Genomic DNA, 15,731 nt, shown 5'->3' on the forward strand with positions numbered 1-15,731 from the left:
CAACCTTGGTTGGCGCTTGCACAAACGGCTGCCAACCAAGGTTGGCCACTACTGACGCGCCGCCGGACATGGCCCTGCGCTTCCGAGGGCTGCTCCGGTAGATGCCAACCTCGGTTGGCGCTTTCCAACCCGCCGCGCATGTGGCTGGCACACTGTGGGAATGAGAAACAGAGATGCCATCACCCGGCCGGGTACGCGCGGCGAGAAGAAGCTGCGCGATGCCCCACGCCGACTACGCGACCTGCAGCATTGGGCTGACTGCTTCAGTGGTGCGTTTCCCTCGCCAGAGGAGTTGGGCAGTCAAGCTCGCTACTGGAACTACAAGGTTCCGACCCGAGCCGGTCTGATCGAAGGCCCGGCCACCACCCTGAGAATCCAGCGTGCCTGCGCCCAATCGCTCATCAGCGCCTGCGCAAATCTGATCCAGTCGCGGCCCGCTTCACAAGCTACTGTGCGGGTAACCTGCTGCATCGCCCAGCCAGGGATGTTCTCCAGCGAGATTTGCCTTTACCTGGACGAAGCGTACTTCCAGGGCCACGTCACCTCGACAGCGGATGGCCAGGTCACCGCCATCACCTCGCGCAGTCTTTCCGCCGAATGGCAGCTCGTCCTACCCCAAGGCGTTGAGGAGCGAGGTGTGCAGGTCAGCATTCCTCCCACCGACCACGATGACGGTCTGGAACAGGAATACTGGTTTTACGGCGAGGTAGCGGACCGGCGTTGATGCGTCCACCGGGTCCACAGCACGTGGCCCGGCGCACGACGGGCTCTGGTAGACGCCACCCTTGGTTGGCGCTCCAAAAAAACTGCCAACCAAGGTTGGCAACTACCGACGAACCGCCGGGCATGGCCCGGCGTTTCCCTATCGCTACCAGCCGCCGCCCAGCGCGCGGTACAGCTCTACACGCGCGATCGCGGCGGTGGCCTGGCTGTTGGCCAGCGCGGCCTGGTTGTCCAGTGCGATGCGCTGGGTGGTCAGCACGTCCAGCATGTCGACCACGCCGGCCTGGTACTGCCGGCGCGCCGCCCCCAGTGCCGTCTCGCTCTCATCCACCGCCACGTGCAGCTGCACCGTGCGCTGCTGCTCGGCACTGTAGCCATCCATGGCGTCATCCACTTCGTGCCATGCCTGCAGCACGGTACGGCGGAACTGCAGGGCCGACTGTTGCTGCTGCAGCCTGCTCAGCGCGAGATTGGCCTTCAGCCGTCCGCCCTGGAAGATCGGTAGGCTGATCGACGGACCGATGCTGAAACGGTGCGCGTTCCAGCCATCCAGATCATCCAGCTGCTTGGCCTGGAAGCCGGCGTCGCCATTCAAGGTGATGCGCGGCAGGAAACTGGCCTTGGCCACGCCGATGCCTGCCGTTGCCGCATGCAGTGCCGCTTCGGCACGACGGATGTCCGGGCGACGCTCGGCCAGTTCACTGGGCAGCCCCACCGCTACGGCTGGCAACGCCGGCCAGTCACGGCGTGCATCCTGCAGCTGCGCGTCCAGCGCCTGCGGCGGCTGCGCCAGCAGGAACGCCAGCGCATTGCGCAGCTGCGATTCGCGATGCTGCAACGGCGCGATGCGTGCCTGCAGCGATGCCACCTGCGCGGCCGCGCTGGACACCTGCAGCGTGCTGGCCACACCCTGGCGTTGGCGTGCTTCGGTCAGGCGTTTGATGTCGTGGGCGATGCTGAGGTTATCCTCGGTGATCGCCAGCAGCTGCCGCGTCGCGCGCAGCTGCAGGTAATCACGCGCGGTTTCCGCCAGCAGCGCGATGCGCACGGCATGTGCATCCTCCTCGGCCATCTGCACGCGCGCGTCGGCCGCTTCCACCTGCCGCCGCACGCGGCCCCACAGGTCCAGTTCCCAGCTCAGGCCGATACCGGCCTGGAACAGCCCGTAGTCATCACGGCCGCCGTTGCCGGACGGATCATTCAGGCCCACCTCGCTGTTGCGTGCACGCACGCCACTGGCGCTCGCGCTGACGCTGGGCAGGCGATCGGCGGCGGTGATGCCGCGTGCAGCACGGCTCTGCTGCACGCGGTTGGCCGCCAGCTGCAGGTCCAGGTTGGCCGCCAGCACCTGGTTGGCCAGCTGCCCCAGCAGCGGATCGTCGAAACCGGCCCACCAGGCCGCGTCCTGGTCGATGGCGTTGCCGGCGACGGCCTCACCCTGCCAGTGGCTGGGTAGTTCCGCCTGCGGGCGTACGAAGTCCGGCCCCATCGTGCAGGCAGCCAAGGCCGTGCACAGGCTGGCCGCAACGAAGGTGCGGAACACGGTGACTGCGCTCATGCGCCCTCCCCGCTCTTGTGGCCCGGACTGTGCTGCACGCTCTGCGCGCGCGCGCGGCTGCCCAGGTCAACGCTGGCTTCCACCGACATGCCGGCACGCAGCTGGTCCAGCAGCGGCTGGCCCGGCTCCAGCACGATCTTCACCGGAATGCGCTGCACCACCTTGGTGAAGTTGCCGGTGGCGTTCTCTGGTGCGACTGCAGCAAAGGTGACGCCGGTGGCTGGTGCAATGCTGTCGATGTGCCCGCGCAGCGGCTTGCCCGGGAATACGTCCACCTTCAGTTCGACCTGCTGGCCGGCCTGCATGCGGGTCATCTGCGTTTCCTGGAAGTTGGCGACCACGAAGGCGCGCTTCAGCGGCACCACCGCGGCCACCGGCGTACCCGGCGTCAGGTAGGCACCCACGCGCACCGCGCGGCGACCGACCATGCCATCGATCGGTGCGCGCAGCACGGTGTGCGACAGATCCAGTTCGGCGCGCGCCTGCGCCGCTTCCGCACGCTGCACCGCCGCCTGTGCAGCCTGCACGCCCGCGCTGAGGATGTCGGTGCGCTGGCGTGCGGTCGACAGCGCGGCCTGGCCCTGCTGCAGATGCGCACTGGCCACGGCCTGCTTCGACTGCGCCTGCTGCGCGTTCTGCACGGTACCGGCGCCGTCACGGGCCAGTTCGCGGTAACGCTGCTGGTCGGCACTGGCCAGGGTCAGTTCGGAACGGCTGACATCGACACTGGCCCTGGCCTGCGCGATCAACGAGTCCTGCTGGGCCAGTGCGGCCTGCGCGTTGGCCAGCTGTGCACGGGCGTTGGCGAGGTCGGCACGGGCCGCCTGCAGGGCCACCTGGTAGTCGCGGTCGTCGATGCGGGCAAGCACGTCGCCCGCCTTCACCGACTGGTTGTCCTCTACTTCCACGGCACTGACGAAGCCGGGAATCTTCGGCGCAACCAGCGTGTAGTCGGCAACGACATAGGCATTGTTGGTGGTCTGGTGACCGCCGTCGCGCAGCAGCAGCCAGGCACCGATGGCCAGGGCCAGCACGCCCAGGCCCAGGCCGGTATTGAGAGTGGTTCGATTGATCGTCATGAGGGGGTTCCTGCGAAAGGTTCAGGCCACGGCACGTGGCGGATGGATGCGGGTGGGCATCCAGGCAATGAGGGGAATGAAGGCCAGCGCCACCAGCGCGACCACCCAGTACAGGTCGGCCGAGGTCAGCGCCTGCACCTGTGCATGCAGGCGCGCACCCAGCTGCGGGCCCTCGGCCAGCCACGGCTGCTCGCCGAGGCGGTCGACCAGCACGGTGGAATGGAAATGACGGCGGCCCTGGGCGACGGCATCCAGCACGCCGCTGGCGAGCACGGCAGCAAAGCCCTTGACCGTGTTGAACCACGCCGAGGCGAACGGACCGTCCTGCGGTGCCAGCCCGCCAGTGGCCAGCATCAGCAGCGGCAACACCGCCATCGGCTGGGCGAATACCTGCAGCAGCTGTACCCACAGGAAGTTGTCGCGGATCCAGGCCACATCCAGGTGCGAGCCCAGCCAGCAGGCCAGCGCCAGCATCGCCAGGCCGGTGGCCTGCACCCAGCGGCAATCCACTGCGCGGATGTTCAACAACGCCGCCACCAACGGCAGTGCGATCACCTGTGGCAGCGCCACCCACAGCAGCATCGGTGCGGTCTGCAATGGCCGGTAGCCCTGCACGCTGGCCAGGAAACCGGAGGGAATCGAGATCACTGCCAGCAGCACGAACAGCACGCCGCCCAGCGTCACCAGCGAGTAGCTGAGGTTGCGGTTGGCCAGCAGCTGCAGCTTGAAGAACGGCAGCGGGTGGAACCATTCATTGATCATGAACAGCACCATCAGGCCGGCGCCGCCACCGATCATCAGGGTGATCATCGGCGAGTCGAACCAGTTCAGGCGCGGGCCCTGCACCAGGCCCAGCACCAGCAGCACCAGCGCCGGCAGGCCCAGCGCCAGACCCACGCCATCGAACTGGGCAAAACGCTCCAGCCGCAGCGGGTCCTGCGGCAGGCCCCAGCTGACCATCGCCATGGCAGCCAGGCAGTACGGCACGATCTGCCAGAACGCCCAGTGCCAGCCCACCTGCTCGACCCAGAACGCGGCCAGCGGCGTGCCCATGCTCGGGCCGAAGGTAGCGGTCAACGCGTAGCCCGCCAGGCCATACAGCTTGATGCCGGGCGGCAGGAAGCGCAGTGCCACGCTCATCAGCAGCGGCGGCAGCGCACCACCACACAGCCCCTGCAGCGCGCGCAGCAGCAGGAACACCTGCAGGTTCGGCGCAAGCGGGCAGAGCACGCCCAGCACCATGAAGCCACCGATCATCGCCAGCGCGAAGCGGCGCAGCGAGAAGGTGGCGGCACACCACGGGGCGAAGGCCATCGCGCTGACCGACATCGCGCTGTAGAGGGCGACGATCCAGCTGCCGTCATCGACGCTGAAACCCATCGCACCACGGATGTCGGCCAGGGCGACCTTGGTGATGTTCTCGTTGAAGCCCGACACCAGCACCGCCAGCAGCACGCCACACAGGCCGACCAGAACGCGGCGGTCGAGCCCGGGGGCGGCGGCAGGACGGGGCGCAGCAGCGGCCGGGACAGCGGCGGCCGGCGTACTCATCGCCGGGCACCGATCCGTGCAGTGCACGGCATGTTGGGGGTCATTGGAATGCGCTCAGTGAAACTCCGGGGAGCGCAGTCTAGGGAGCTGGTACCCTGCGAAAAATGGCGCAGCCCGCATCCCAGGCGTGCGCCAGGCGCACGCATGCAGATGTCAGCGCGGGGCCTCCCCTGCGCTTTCGCACATGGTCTTGATCGAGCGCCGCAGCCACTGGTGGGCGGCGTCGTTGTCCAGGCGTGGATGCCAGGCCTGCACGATGGCGGCGGTGCGCACCGGGATCGGCAGCGGGAACAGGCGCAGCGGCAGGCGCATGCTGACGATCCGCTCCAGCATCACGCTCGGCATCTGCGGCAGGATCAGGTCCGACTCGGCGGCAGCGAAGATCGCGCCGTGGAAGGTCGGGCTGATCAGCGCCACCCGCCGCTGCAGGCCCAGCGTGGCCAGGTCGTCATCGATCGGGCCACGCGGCAGCCCCCGCCGCGACACCGCGATGTGGTCGCAGGCAGCAAAACGCTCGGCGCTGATCTCCTCATCGAACAACGGATGATCTTCGCGCGCGGCGCCCATGAACGAGGTACTGAACAGGTTCTGCACCTTGGTATCGGGTGCATGCTTGCCCGCGGTGCTGATGTACAGGTCGATCCGGCCCTGCGCCATCGCGTCGTCGTCGGTATCGCCCTCGGGCACGAAGCGCAGTACCGCGCGCGGCGCCTGCTGGCGGAACAGTTCACGCAGGCGTCCGCCGAATCCACCGATGAAGACATCGTTGGCGCGGACATTGAAGGTGCGTTCCAGGGTGCGCAGGTCGATCTCGCGACCGGCGTTGAACACACGGTGGGCCTGCTCGATCACATCGCGGACCTGCTCACGCAGCTGCAGCGCGCGGGGCGTGGGGGCCAGACCGCGGCCGGCACGCACCAGCACCGGGTCGCCCAGCGCGGTGCGGATCCGGCCCAGGGTACGGCTCATCGCCGGCGCGCTCAGGTTCATCCGCCGCGCGGCGGCGGCCACGCTGCATTCGTCAATCAGCACGTCCAGTGCCAGCAACAGGTTCAGGTCCGGCAGGGGCATGACAGTCTCCAGTAAATCAGATGACTCTACGACACTTGTAACCACAGCGGATTGCGTTTTACGCATTCATTGACTGCCGCGCACGGCATGGGTGCGCGCAGTGACATCGGCGACCATCCCCGGCCTGCCAAGGAGACATCCATGTTCAATACCCTGCTGGTCGCCCTGGACGGTGGCCCCCAGCACGCACGCGTGCTGGACCTGGCCGCAGCCATCGCCGGCCCCCACAGCCGCCTGCACCTGCTGTGCGTGCTCGACCCCGAATTCGCGCTGGCGGCCGATGCCAGCGAAGCCGACCGCATCGAGTACCCGGAAGCCGCCCGCCAGCGCTCGCGGGCCGAAGCGGTGCTGGCCGAAGCCCTGGCCGAGCTGCGCGAGCGCGGCGTCGACGCCATCGCGCAGATTCCCTCGGGTGACCCGGGCGAAGTGATCAGCGAGCAGGCCCGGCGCCTGAAGTGCGACCTGATCGTCATCGGCCACCGCCACCTGTCCCGCCTGGAACGCCTGTTCGAACCCTCGATCGGGCAATGGACCATCGACCACGCGCCCTGTCCCGTGCTGGTGGAAACCCGCGACCCACGACCCTAGCAACCATGGCCTCCCGTTCCCCGTTGTTTCCCACCCGCGTCAACTACCGCGCCTTCGGCCGCCAGTTCGGCCGCGGCGAACAGGCACTGCTGGCGGCGATACGCCAGCTGCACGATCCTGATCAACAGGCCGATGGACTCGCCCAGCTGAGCAGCCTCGGTATTGATCCCGAAGGCTGCGACGCGTTCGTCGGCCTGCTGCCGCTGCTGGCCACGCCCACCGCCCCGATCGACCTGCTGCCCGCCGGCTCACCGTTCATCGCGGCCAGCGAACTGGACCTGCTGGTCTGCCTGCTGCGCATCGCCCAGTGGCGGCATGCACGCCCGCGCGAAGATGACACGCTGGCACCGTTGCGCCAGCAGCTGGCGCGCTGTGCGATGGCCGTGCAGGCGGCAAACCTGCCGTTGCGCCAGCGCTCGTTGTCACCGGTCGGGCTGAGGCTGCTCGATCCCACCGGCTGGTTGCGGCAGCGCTGACCCGGCCGCACCGCCCGTGCGCAATCACGCACGGGGACCGGGCACCCGGCGCGCTCAGCAATCCATCCTGCCATGCGCACTGCCTTCGTCGTCGAGCACGTGCGCATGCAGGATCACCTGGTTGCGACCGGCACGCTTGGCGGCGTACAGGCCGGCATCGGCATCCGCCAGCAACTGATCGGCGCTGGCCAGAGCCGGCGGGTGCAGGTAGCCCACGCCGATGCTGATACTGACCGACCCTTCCGGCAGTGGCAGCGCCGCCACCGCCTCACGCAGGCGCTCGGCCAGCGCCAGCACGCCCGACAGCGGGCTTCCGGGCACGATCACCGCAAATTCCTCGCCGCCGTAACGGGCAACACTGTCACCGGCACGGCCTGCACTGATCTTCAGGACCGTGGCCACGGCCTGCAGGCAGCGGTCCCCGGCCGGATGTCCGTGGCGGTCGTTGAAGACCTTGAAATGGTCGATGTCCAGCAACAGCAGCCCCAGCTCGCTGCCGCTGCGCCGCGCACGGTTCCATTCCGCCAGCAGCAGTGCATCGAACTCGCGCCGGTTGGCCACACCGGTCAGGCCATCCTGCCGAGCGAGCTGGTCCAGCGATGCCTGCCGTTCCATCAGGTCCACCTGCAACAGGATGCTGCGCACGCCGAAGCCCAGCGTTGCCACCACGAAGCCAGTGACCGCCAGCGGCCGCGCATGATCAACCACCAGGGTACCGACCACCAGCAGCAGCAATGGCAGGATCATCGGCCCCGCCGCCTGCACCGTTCTGCCCAGCCTCGGGTGCATCACGAACGTCGGCGCGGGCGCCTGGCTCATCGCCAGCAACGCCAGCAGCAGGAACGGCAGGTCGATCAGCAGATCGTTGTAGGCACCGAAGGACTGTTCCGAGGTGTAGTGGTTGATGTAGTACGCCACCATCAGGTAGCCCACCGCGTAGATCGCCAGCGCGCGGAAGAAGTTGCGCCGCTCCGGAACGTCGCCCACCAGCCAGCGCACCACCGCGAACCCGGCAATGCACAGATTCTGGATATCGAACATGCGCTGCATGTTGGACAACGCGTGGTCGTCGATGTCGACGCGCGCGGCGAACGACTGCGCATGCACGAAGAACAGCACGCCCAGCAACGCGGCCATCGCCGCGTCGATCAGGCTGATGCTCAGCCGCTCGCGGCGTGCACGGGCCAGGATGAACACCAGCGGCACGCCGTACAGCACATACAGGAACAGGCTGGCCTGCGGCGTGACATCGGCACGGCCGGCACCGAGCGCATCGATCATGTTGACGGCCATGCCACCCGCCCAGAGCAGCAGCGCCAGGGCGGTGGCGCGCCAGCCGAGCGCGGCACGGTCGCGGCGCGCCCGCCACAGGCAGGCGGCTGCCGCCAGCAACGGGGCACCCGTGAGGAACCCGAAGGAACCCGCACCGGCGGGACCCGGCCACAGGGCCACGACCAGGCCGTGGCACAGCACATACAGCAGCGCCAGCACTACCGGCATGCATCCCCCGATCCGCAAGGCCGTATGGGCGCACGATAGCCCCGCCCGCGCCACGGCCACGTGATCCAATACGGCAATACGACACTTCGCGTGCCCCGCCATGGGAGTGCCGGCCGCTGGCCGGCAATCCCGGGGAATCACAGGGCTGCAGGTTGCCGGCCAGCGGCCGGCACTACCGGAAAGCCGTCAGCCGTGCAGGGCGCGGGCGTGGTGGGCGATGTGCTCGCCGATGAAACTGGCGATGAAGTAGTAGCTGTGGTCGTAGCCCGGCTGCAGGCGCAGGGTCAGCGGATGGCCGGCGGCATCACAGGCCTGCTGCAGGCGCTGCGGTTGCAGCTGGGTCTGCAGGAATTCGTCCGCCTCGCCCTGGTCGACCAGCAACGGCAGGCGCTCAGTGGCCACGGCGACCAGTTCGCTGGCATCCCACTGCGCCCAGTCCGCCGGGTTGTCGCCCAGGTAGGCGTGGAAGGCCTTCTGCCCCCACGGCACGTGGCTGGGCGCAACGATCGGCGAGAACGCCGACACGCTGCGGTAGCGCCCCGGGTTGCGCAGCGCGATCACCAGCGCACCGTGACCGCCCATCGAGTGGCCGCTGATGCCGCGCGCATCGGTGACCGGGAAATTCGCCTCGATCAGTGCCGGCAGTTCCTGCGCCACGTAGTCGTGCATGCGGTAGTGCTTCGCCCACGGTGCACGGGTGGCATTGAGGTAGAACCCCGCCCCCTTGCCCAGGTCATAGCTCTCGGCATCGGCCACGTCATCGCCGCGTGGGCTGGTATCGGGCGCGACGATGATCACGCCATGCTCGGCCGCGTAGCGCTGCGCGCCCGCCTTGGTGATGACGTTCTGCTCGGTGCAGGTCAGCCCGCTCAGCCAGTACAGCACCGGCAGTTTCTGCGTTTCCGCCTGCGGCGGCAGGTACACGGCGAACTGCATGTCGCAGCCCAGCGTGGTGGAATGATGCCGGTAGACGTCCTGCCAGCCGCCGAAACAGGCGCGGTGTTCAATACGTTCCATGGTGCTCTCCTGCGCGGCGCGTCAGCGCACGCGTGCTTCTGGTAGATGCCGACCTTGGTCGGCTTATCCACGCGCGGCGTGGATGCCTTTGTTGATCCGTTCATCCAGCTGCGCCAGCAGGCGCAGCAACGATTCGACGCCAGGCTGGCCATCAAGATTGCGCCAGGCCGCCACGGCCACATCGCTGCGCGGCGGCCACTGACCGGCCGCGCGCGCCTCATGAAGGCGCGGCAGGAATACCTGCGCAAGCCACTGCTCGAACGGCATGCCATCGTCGCTGCCGAAGGCCGAGGTCACCGCACGCGGTGGCCCCACCTCCCCCACTACCCAGCCAAGCGCACGCAACGCCTGCTCGATCGGAACCACCAGAGCCGCGCGCGGGTCTTCCGCACGCGGCCGGCGCAGGGCATCAAGCCAGCCCATGACGCGGCTCAGTAGTGGACCACCGAACGGATCGACTTGCCTTCGTGCATCAGGTCGAAGGCTTCGTTGATCTTGTCCAGGTCCATGGTGTGGGTGACGAACGGTGCCAGTTCGATATCGCCCTTCATCGCGTCCTCCACCATGCCCGGCAACTGGCTGCGGCCCTTCACGCCGCCGAAGGCAGTGCCCATCCACTTGCGCCCGGTCACCAGCTGGAACGGACGGGTGGAGATCTCCTGGCCCGAACCGGCCACGCCGATCACCACGCTCTGGCCCCAGCCACGGTGCGCGCATTCCAGCGCCGCGCGCATCACGTTGACGTTGCCGATGCACTCGAAGCTGTGGTCCACGCCCCAGGTGGTCATCTCGACGATGACCTGCTGGATCGGCTTGTCGTAGTCCTTCGGGTTGATGCAGTCGGTGGCGCCGAATTCGCGCGCCAGTTCGAACTTGGACGGGTTGGTGTCCACCGCGATGATGCGGCCGGCCTTGGCCTGGCGCGCACCCTGGATCACCGCCAGGCCGATGCCACCCAAGCCGAACACCGCCACGCTGTCGCCTTCCTGCACCTTGGCGGTGTTGTGCACCGCGCCGATGCCGGTGGTGACGCCGCAACCGAGCAGGCAGACGTGCTCCGGGTTGGCTTCCGGATTGATCTTCGCCAGCGAGACTTCGGCCACCACGGTGTACTCGCTGAAGGTCGAGCAGCCCATGTAGTGGTACAGCGGCTCACCGTTGTAGCTGAAGCGGCTGGTGCCGTCGGGCATCACGCCCTTGCCCTGGGTGGCACGCACCGACACGCACAGGTTGGTCTTGCCGCTCTTGCAGAACAGGCACTCGCCGCACTCGGCGGTGTACAGCGGAATCACGTGGTCGCCCGGCTTGACGCTGGTCACGCCCTCGCCCACCTCCACCACGATGCCGGCGCCTTCATGGCCCAGCACCACCGGGAACAGGCCTTCCGGATCGTCGCCGGACAGGGTGAACGCATCGGTGTGGCAGACACCGGTATGGGTGATCTTGACCAGCACTTCGCCGGCCTTCGGCGGGGCGACGTCGATCTCGACGATCTGCAGCGGCTGGCCGGGCCCAAAGGCGACGGCGGCACGGGACTTCATGGTGGCTTCTCCAAAGACAGGCGGTAACAGGATGGGCGGCGCAATGTTGCGCCGTCGTTTATTTCAGGTACGAGCGGATCAACGCGCTCATGTCGCGCACGCGTTCGGCGCGTTGTTCGTCGGAGGCCGCGGGTTGGCCGAACTCCTCGCGCAGATGGGCCTCCATCACCTCGGACATCAGGCCATTGACCGCGCCACGGATGGCGGCGATCTGCTGCAGCACCGGCCCGCAGTCGGCACCGGCTTCCAGGGCGCGGTCCAGCGCATCGCACTGGCCGCGGATGCGGCGCACACGGGCCAGGACCTTCTTCTTCTCTTCGGGGGAGTGCGGCATGGCGGGGCCACCTCGGAACTATACTGGGGGATAGTATACACACAGGGGCGAATGAAGCCATCTGGTGCTGCCGAGGCATGCCCCAGGGACAGATCAGCCCAGAATATGAATGAACAATAAATGGATTCATTTGTTACTTTTTCATGACGTAGGGTGCCTGCCTTCCGCCCGCGTTTACCCCCGAGTCACATTGGCGTGACCAGGGAGAAATCATGTACCGACCGTTGTTCGCCCGCAGTCGCTTGTCTGTCGCGCTGGGTTCGGCATTGGTGCTGGTGGCCGCCGCACCGGCCATGGCGCAGCAGGCCGCCACGCAGGAACAGAAGGCCGAGCCCGCCAGCAGCAAGACCCCCGTGCAGCTGGACCGGATGACCGTCACCGGCTCGCGCATCTACCGCGCCGGTTTCGACACGCTCGAGCCCGCCGCGGTGGTCAGCCGTGAATCGATCGAGAACTATGGCGACACCAACCTCATCGATGCCCTGACCCGGATTCCCGGGGTCAGTGCCGGCGTCAGTTCGCGCGGCGACCAGGCCGGCTTCGGTGCAGGCGTAAACTTCGCCAGCAAGTTCGGGCTGGGCAGCAATCGCCTGCTGACCCTGGTCAATGGACGCCGCTTCGTCACCTCTACGCCGCCCACCATCTTCGGAGCCGGCGGCGGCTCGGGCATCCAGGTCGACATGAACGCAATTCCCAGCGTCATGGTGCAACGCATTGAAAGCCTGAGCGTTGGCGGTGCCCCCACCTATGGCTCGGATGCGATCTCCGGCGTCAACAACATCATCCTGCGCGACCGGTTCGAGGGTGCCGAAGTCGAACTGGGCTACGGCAGGACCAGCAAGAACGACAACGAGCGCTACTCCTGGTCGGCCATCTTCGGTACCGACTTCGCTGATGGCCGTGGCCACATCGTGGTGGCGGCGGAACTGGACAATGCCGATGGGGTGAACGCGCTGCAACGCGATTTCTACCGCCAGGGCTACAGCCTGCAGGCCAATCCCACGGCGGCCAATGCCACTGCCCAGCCCCTGCGCCGGCCGACCAATGATGGCCGCATCGACGGCAGCATTCCGTTCAACACCGGGCCCCGCGATGGTATCCCCGACCAGGTCTGGATCCGCAACCGGCGCATTGCCAGCATGACCTTCGGTGGCCTGGTGATGCCGGCCACCGGCAGCTACACGCGCAACGGCCTGGGCGACATCCTTGGCTTCGGCCCGAACAAAGACAAACTGTGGCAGTTCAACAACGAGGGCAAGCTGGTCGAGTTCAATCCCGGCACCAGCTACGCGGGCGGCAACGCCTCCGGCGGTGACGGCCTGAACCTGTTCGAGACGGTGCCGCTGATCGCCGACCTCGAACGACGCTCGGTATTCTCCACCGGCAGCTTCGACTTCACCGACAACGTGCGCGGCTTCTTCGAACTTTCGCGATACGAAGCGACCGCCCGCGAAACCCTCGACCAGAACGTCTACAACGCGGTGTCCTTCGGCAATGCGCGCCTGGATGGCGGCGGTACCGCCAGCGGTGCACTGACCTTCAGCGCCAGCAATCCGTTCCTCAGTGCGGAAACCCGCAAGATCCTCGCCGACAACGGCATCACCTCGTTCCGCCTGTCGCGATCTTCGCGCGACCTGTCGATGAACAACGCCAGCACCGAGACCCGCCTGACCCGTGCGGTGCTCGGCCTGAACGGCTTCTTCGAGGTCGGAAAACGCAGCTTCAACTGGGAAGCCAGCGTCACCCACGGCCGCGGTGACTTCGACTACCTCGGCACCGGCCTGATCCAGCAGAACTTCATCAATGCGATCAACGTCACCACCGACGCCAGCGGGCGCATCATCTGTGATGCCACCCGCCCGGGCACCACGGCCGATGCGAACTGCCGCCCGCTGAATCTGTTCGGCGAGAACCAGGCGTCGCGCGAAGCCCTGGACTATGTCTCCACCCGGACCGTGGCCAAGGCGCAGACCCGCCAGACCGTCATCAATGCGTCGGTATCCGGCGGCCTGTTCGATCTTCCCGGCGGCGAGCTGTCCGCAGCGGCCGGCTTCGAACACCGCCGCGAAGAAGGCTCCTTCACCCCCAGCGAGTACCAGCGCCTAGGCCAGGGCCGTTCGGTGCCGACCCAGGCGGCCGAGGGCAAGTACCACACCAACGAAGTGTTCGCCGAAGTGCTGGCACCGCTGTTCAATCCCGACTGGGATATCCCGGGCCTGCATCGCCTGGATCTGACCGCCAAGTTCCGCCGCGTCGACAACTCCGTCGCCGGCGCGTTCAATGCGTTCACCTACGGCATCCAGTACGAACCGATCGCCGGCCTGCAGCTGCGCGGCAACAAGACCCAGTCACTGCGCGCGCCCTCCATCGCCGAGCTCTACACCACCCAGCAGCCGGCCTACTACAACATCCCGGAAGTGTGCTCGCTGGACAACATCAGCGGCGGCTCAAATCCGGCGGTGCGTCGCCGCAACTGCGAGGCGTTCTTCGCCGCCTACCCGGGTGCCGATCCGAACACCTTCCGCCAGCAGCCGACCAATACGCTGGGTTCGACCAACGGCAGCACCCGCCTGCAGAACGAAACGGCGAAGTCGTGGACGGCCGGCATCGTGTTCGCGCCGGAATGGATCCCGGGCCTGCGCGTCGCCGCCGACTGGTATGACATCAAGATCAACAACGTGATCACGTCGCTGAGCGCCAACGACATCATCACCGGTTGCTTCGACACTGCCGACTTCAACGCCGCCAACGTCCCCAACGCCAACCGCTTCTGCAGCCTGGTGACGCGTGATCCGAACACCGGCGTGGCTACCAGCATCAAGACCGAGTATGGCAACGGCCCGGTGCTGATGTTCCGTGGCTGGACCGCCGAAGTCGGCTACCGTTGGGACCTGTCGCGCTTCGGCGTACTGGACCTGGACTTCTACGGCTACATGCCGAAGAACCGTGGCCAGGCCGCGAACCGGGACGTGCCGTTCGTCGAACAGGCGGGCAGCTTCAACGAGCCCAAGCGCCAGTTCCGTTGGACGGCCCAGCATCGCATCGGCAACTGGAACTACGGCGTGGCCTCCAACTACACCAGCCGCGCCCAGTACACGATGACCGATACCCCGGAAAGCCGTCAGTACTTCTACCGCGACAGCTGGACCACCTGGGACGCCAACGTCACCTACCGCATCACCGACGCCGCGCGCGTGACGTTGTCGGTGATCAACGTGGGCGATGACATCGGGCCGTTCCCGTATGTACTGGATGCACTGGGCCGTCGCTACATGGCCAGCCTGCGCTACAACTTCAAGTAGGCCTGGCGCAGCGTTTCCACAGGCGGGGCCCGGTGTACGGGCCCCGCTCAATCAAACAGACCTTGTTCCGCCAACCGGGTCAGCTCATCCACCACGTAGCGCACCTTCGGCCGCAGGTGGCGCGTCGGTGGCCACAGCGCATGGATGTCGATGTGCCGCTGCATGTGTTCGTCCAGCACCGATTGCAGCACGCCGGAATCCAGATGGCGGCGCACCAGTGAAATGGGCATCTGGCAGATGCCGAGGCCGGCGATGGCCGCTTCGATCACCGCGTCGCCATCATTGAGTTGATAGGGCGCACTGGGAATGAACGTTCCCTCGTCCTCCTCGCTGCCGATCCGCCACCAGATCGGTTGCCCGTGGCGGAAGCCGACGATGCTGCGGTGCTGCGCCAGTTCCTGCACCGTGCGCGGCACGCCATGCGCCTGCAGGTACGCCGGCGATGCGCAGGTGACCAGGCGCTGGCGCCCCAGCCGGCGCGCGACCAGGTGCTCGGCCTGGTGCAGCCCACCGAAACGGATCAGCAGATCGATGCCCTCTTCGACCGGATCGACGAAGTGATCGGTGAAGGTCATCGTCAACTGCAGGTCCGGATACTGCCGGCACAACCGCAGCAGCACCGGCAGCACCACCAGCCGCCCGAACGAGGACGGCATGTCGATGCGCAGCCGCCCGCTGGGCAGGCCCGCCGAACCCAGACAGGCCTCGGCCGCGGAGATTTCTTCCAGCGCCGCCGCACAGGAGGCGTAGTACGCCTCGCCATCAGTGGTCAGTGCGATGCGCCGCGTAGTGCGATGGAACAGGCGCACCCCCAGCCGCGCTTCCAGACGGGCGATGGCCTTGCCCACCGCCGAGCGCGAGATGCCCAGCGCGTCTGCCGCCTCGGTGAAGCTGCCCGAGCGTGCGGTCGTGACGAACGTGACCAGGCCATTCAAGGATTCCAGCGGCAGCATCGTTCGCACCCCATTGGGGACAAATAGTCCCCCACCAA

General features: G+C 67.1%; 14 protein-coding genes. 4 read left to right on the forward strand and 10 right to left on the reverse strand.

Translation table 11 applies throughout. The features are described 5' to 3' along the window. Positions 1–160: 160 nt before the first annotated feature. Positions 161–724: a DUF3916 domain-containing protein gene (locus MG068_RS17475; RefSeq protein WP_132810768.1), complete on the forward strand. Its 564-nt coding sequence runs from the start codon at positions 161–163 to the stop codon at positions 722–724. A gap of 144 nt (positions 725–868) precedes the next feature. Here the strand turns inward: MG068_RS17475 and MG068_RS17480 are convergent, their stop codons facing one another. The 4 genes from MG068_RS17480 to MG068_RS17495 all read right to left on the reverse strand — a co-directional run bounded on the left by MG068_RS17480 (position 869) and on the right by MG068_RS17495 (position 5,982). Further along, positions 869–2,281 carry an efflux transporter outer membrane subunit gene (locus MG068_RS17480; protein WP_049459661.1) on the reverse strand — a complete coding sequence of 471 codons (1,413 nt, stop codon included), beginning with the start codon at positions 2,279–2,281 and terminating at the stop codon, positions 869–871. After that, on the reverse strand, positions 2,278–3,360 hold the full coding sequence (locus MG068_RS17485; protein ID WP_132810769.1) for an HlyD family secretion protein: 1,083 nt from the start codon (positions 3,358–3,360) through the stop codon (positions 2,278–2,280). The genes MG068_RS17480 and MG068_RS17485 overlap by 4 nt, the downstream gene beginning before the upstream one ends. 21 nt (positions 3,361–3,381) lie before the next feature. Beyond that, positions 3,382–4,911, reverse strand: a complete 1,530-nt coding sequence (locus MG068_RS17490) for an MFS transporter (protein WP_032129878.1) — start codon at positions 4,909–4,911, stop codon at positions 3,382–3,384. Positions 4,912–5,064: 153 nt separating this feature from the next. After that, on the reverse strand, positions 5,065–5,982 hold the full coding sequence (locus MG068_RS17495) for a LysR family transcriptional regulator (RefSeq protein ID WP_032129879.1): 918 nt from the start codon (positions 5,980–5,982) through the stop codon (positions 5,065–5,067). Positions 5,983–6,123: 141 nt separating this feature from the next. Here MG068_RS17495 and MG068_RS17500 point away from each other — a divergent pair, with 141 nt between their 5' ends. Continuing rightward, entirely contained in the window at positions 6,124–6,570 is a 447-nt protein-coding gene (locus MG068_RS17500) for a universal stress protein (RefSeq protein ID WP_071229624.1), read from the forward strand. Between the two features lie 5 nt (positions 6,571–6,575). Then, complete coding sequence (locus tag MG068_RS17505) at positions 6,576–7,046, forward strand: hypothetical protein (protein WP_049400257.1); 471 nt, start codon at positions 6,576–6,578, stop codon at positions 7,044–7,046. A gap of 54 nt (positions 7,047–7,100) precedes the next feature. Here MG068_RS17505 and MG068_RS17510 read toward each other — a convergent pair whose 3' ends face one another. The 5 genes from MG068_RS17510 to frmR all read right to left on the reverse strand — a co-directional run bounded on the left by MG068_RS17510 (position 7,101) and on the right by frmR (position 11,438). After that, positions 7,101–8,546: a GGDEF domain-containing protein gene (locus MG068_RS17510; RefSeq protein ID WP_012512079.1), complete on the reverse strand. Its 1,446-nt coding sequence runs from the start codon at positions 8,544–8,546 to the stop codon at positions 7,101–7,103. Between the two features lie 186 nt (positions 8,547–8,732). Then, positions 8,733–9,563: an S-formylglutathione hydrolase gene (fghA, locus tag MG068_RS17515; protein WP_132810770.1), complete on the reverse strand. Its 831-nt coding sequence runs from the start codon at positions 9,561–9,563 to the stop codon at positions 8,733–8,735. 63 nt (positions 9,564–9,626) lie between these two features. After that, positions 9,627–9,986, reverse strand: coding sequence for a YqcC family protein (locus tag MG068_RS17520; RefSeq protein ID WP_012512081.1), 360 nt, complete (start codon positions 9,984–9,986; stop codon positions 9,627–9,629). Between the two features lie 8 nt (positions 9,987–9,994). After that, positions 9,995–11,104, reverse strand: a complete 1,110-nt coding sequence (locus MG068_RS17525) for an S-(hydroxymethyl)glutathione dehydrogenase/class III alcohol dehydrogenase (RefSeq protein ID WP_132810771.1) — start codon at positions 11,102–11,104, stop codon at positions 9,995–9,997. 58 nt (positions 11,105–11,162) lie between these two features. Continuing rightward, the gene (gene frmR / locus MG068_RS17530) at positions 11,163–11,438 is read right to left on the reverse strand and encodes a formaldehyde-responsive transcriptional repressor FrmR (RefSeq protein ID WP_005411009.1); all 276 of its coding nucleotides are present in this window, start codon (positions 11,436–11,438) and stop codon (positions 11,163–11,165) included. A 212-nt stretch (positions 11,439–11,650) separates the two neighbouring features. On the opposite strand from frmR, the gene MG068_RS17535 reads away from it, so the two are divergent. Next, the gene (locus tag MG068_RS17535) at positions 11,651–14,740 is read left to right on the forward strand and encodes a TonB-dependent receptor domain-containing protein (protein WP_121504397.1); all 3,090 of its coding nucleotides are present in this window, start codon (positions 11,651–11,653) and stop codon (positions 14,738–14,740) included. A gap of 47 nt (positions 14,741–14,787) precedes the next feature. Here the strand turns inward: MG068_RS17535 and MG068_RS17540 are convergent, their stop codons facing one another. Beyond that, a complete protein-coding gene (locus MG068_RS17540) occupies positions 14,788–15,693 on the reverse strand; it encodes a LysR family transcriptional regulator (protein WP_049461842.1) in 906 nt (301 codons plus the stop codon). Positions 15,694–15,731: the final 38 nt, after the last annotated feature.

It is taken from the genome of Stenotrophomonas sp. ASS1 (genome assembly GCF_004346925.1).
In the GTDB taxonomy this organism is placed as follows: domain Bacteria; phylum Pseudomonadota; class Gammaproteobacteria; order Xanthomonadales; family Xanthomonadaceae; genus Stenotrophomonas; species Stenotrophomonas maltophilia_A.

What these genes read in the sequence shown, in the direction of transcription:
- MG068_RS17475 (WP_132810768.1), top strand. Translation starts at nt 161, where the DNA reads ATGAGAAACAGAGATGCCATCACCCGGCCGGGTACGCGCGGCGAGAAG.
- MG068_RS17480 (WP_049459661.1), bottom strand. Translation starts at nt 2,281, where the DNA reads ATGAGCGCAGTCACCGTGTTCCGCACCTTCGTTGCGGCCAGCCTGTGC.
- MG068_RS17485 (WP_132810769.1), bottom strand. Translation starts at nt 3,360, where the DNA reads ATGACGATCAATCGAACCACTCTCAATACCGGCCTGGGCCTGGGCGTG.
- MG068_RS17490 (WP_032129878.1), bottom strand. Translation starts at nt 4,911, where the DNA reads ATGAGTACGCCGGCCGCCGCTGTCCCGGCCGCTGCTGCGCCCCGTCCT.
- MG068_RS17495 (WP_032129879.1), bottom strand. Translation starts at nt 5,982, where the DNA reads ATGCCCCTGCCGGACCTGAACCTGTTGCTGGCACTGGACGTGCTGATT.
- MG068_RS17500 (WP_071229624.1), top strand. Translation starts at nt 6,124, where the DNA reads ATGTTCAATACCCTGCTGGTCGCCCTGGACGGTGGCCCCCAGCACGCA.
- MG068_RS17505 (WP_049400257.1), top strand. Translation starts at nt 6,576, where the DNA reads ATGGCCTCCCGTTCCCCGTTGTTTCCCACCCGCGTCAACTACCGCGCC.
- MG068_RS17510 (WP_012512079.1), bottom strand. Translation starts at nt 8,546, where the DNA reads ATGCCGGTAGTGCTGGCGCTGCTGTATGTGCTGTGCCACGGCCTGGTC.
- fghA (WP_132810770.1), bottom strand. Translation starts at nt 9,563, where the DNA reads ATGGAACGTATTGAACACCGCGCCTGTTTCGGCGGCTGGCAGGACGTC.
- MG068_RS17520 (WP_012512081.1), bottom strand. Translation starts at nt 9,986, where the DNA reads ATGGGCTGGCTTGATGCCCTGCGCCGGCCGCGTGCGGAAGACCCGCGC.
- MG068_RS17525 (WP_132810771.1), bottom strand. Translation starts at nt 11,104, where the DNA reads ATGAAGTCCCGTGCCGCCGTCGCCTTTGGGCCCGGCCAGCCGCTGCAG.
- frmR (WP_005411009.1), bottom strand. Translation starts at nt 11,438, where the DNA reads ATGCCGCACTCCCCCGAAGAGAAGAAGAAGGTCCTGGCCCGTGTGCGC.
- MG068_RS17535 (WP_121504397.1), top strand. Translation starts at nt 11,651, where the DNA reads ATGTACCGACCGTTGTTCGCCCGCAGTCGCTTGTCTGTCGCGCTGGGT.
- MG068_RS17540 (WP_049461842.1), bottom strand. Translation starts at nt 15,693, where the DNA reads ATGCTGCCGCTGGAATCCTTGAATGGCCTGGTCACGTTCGTCACGACC.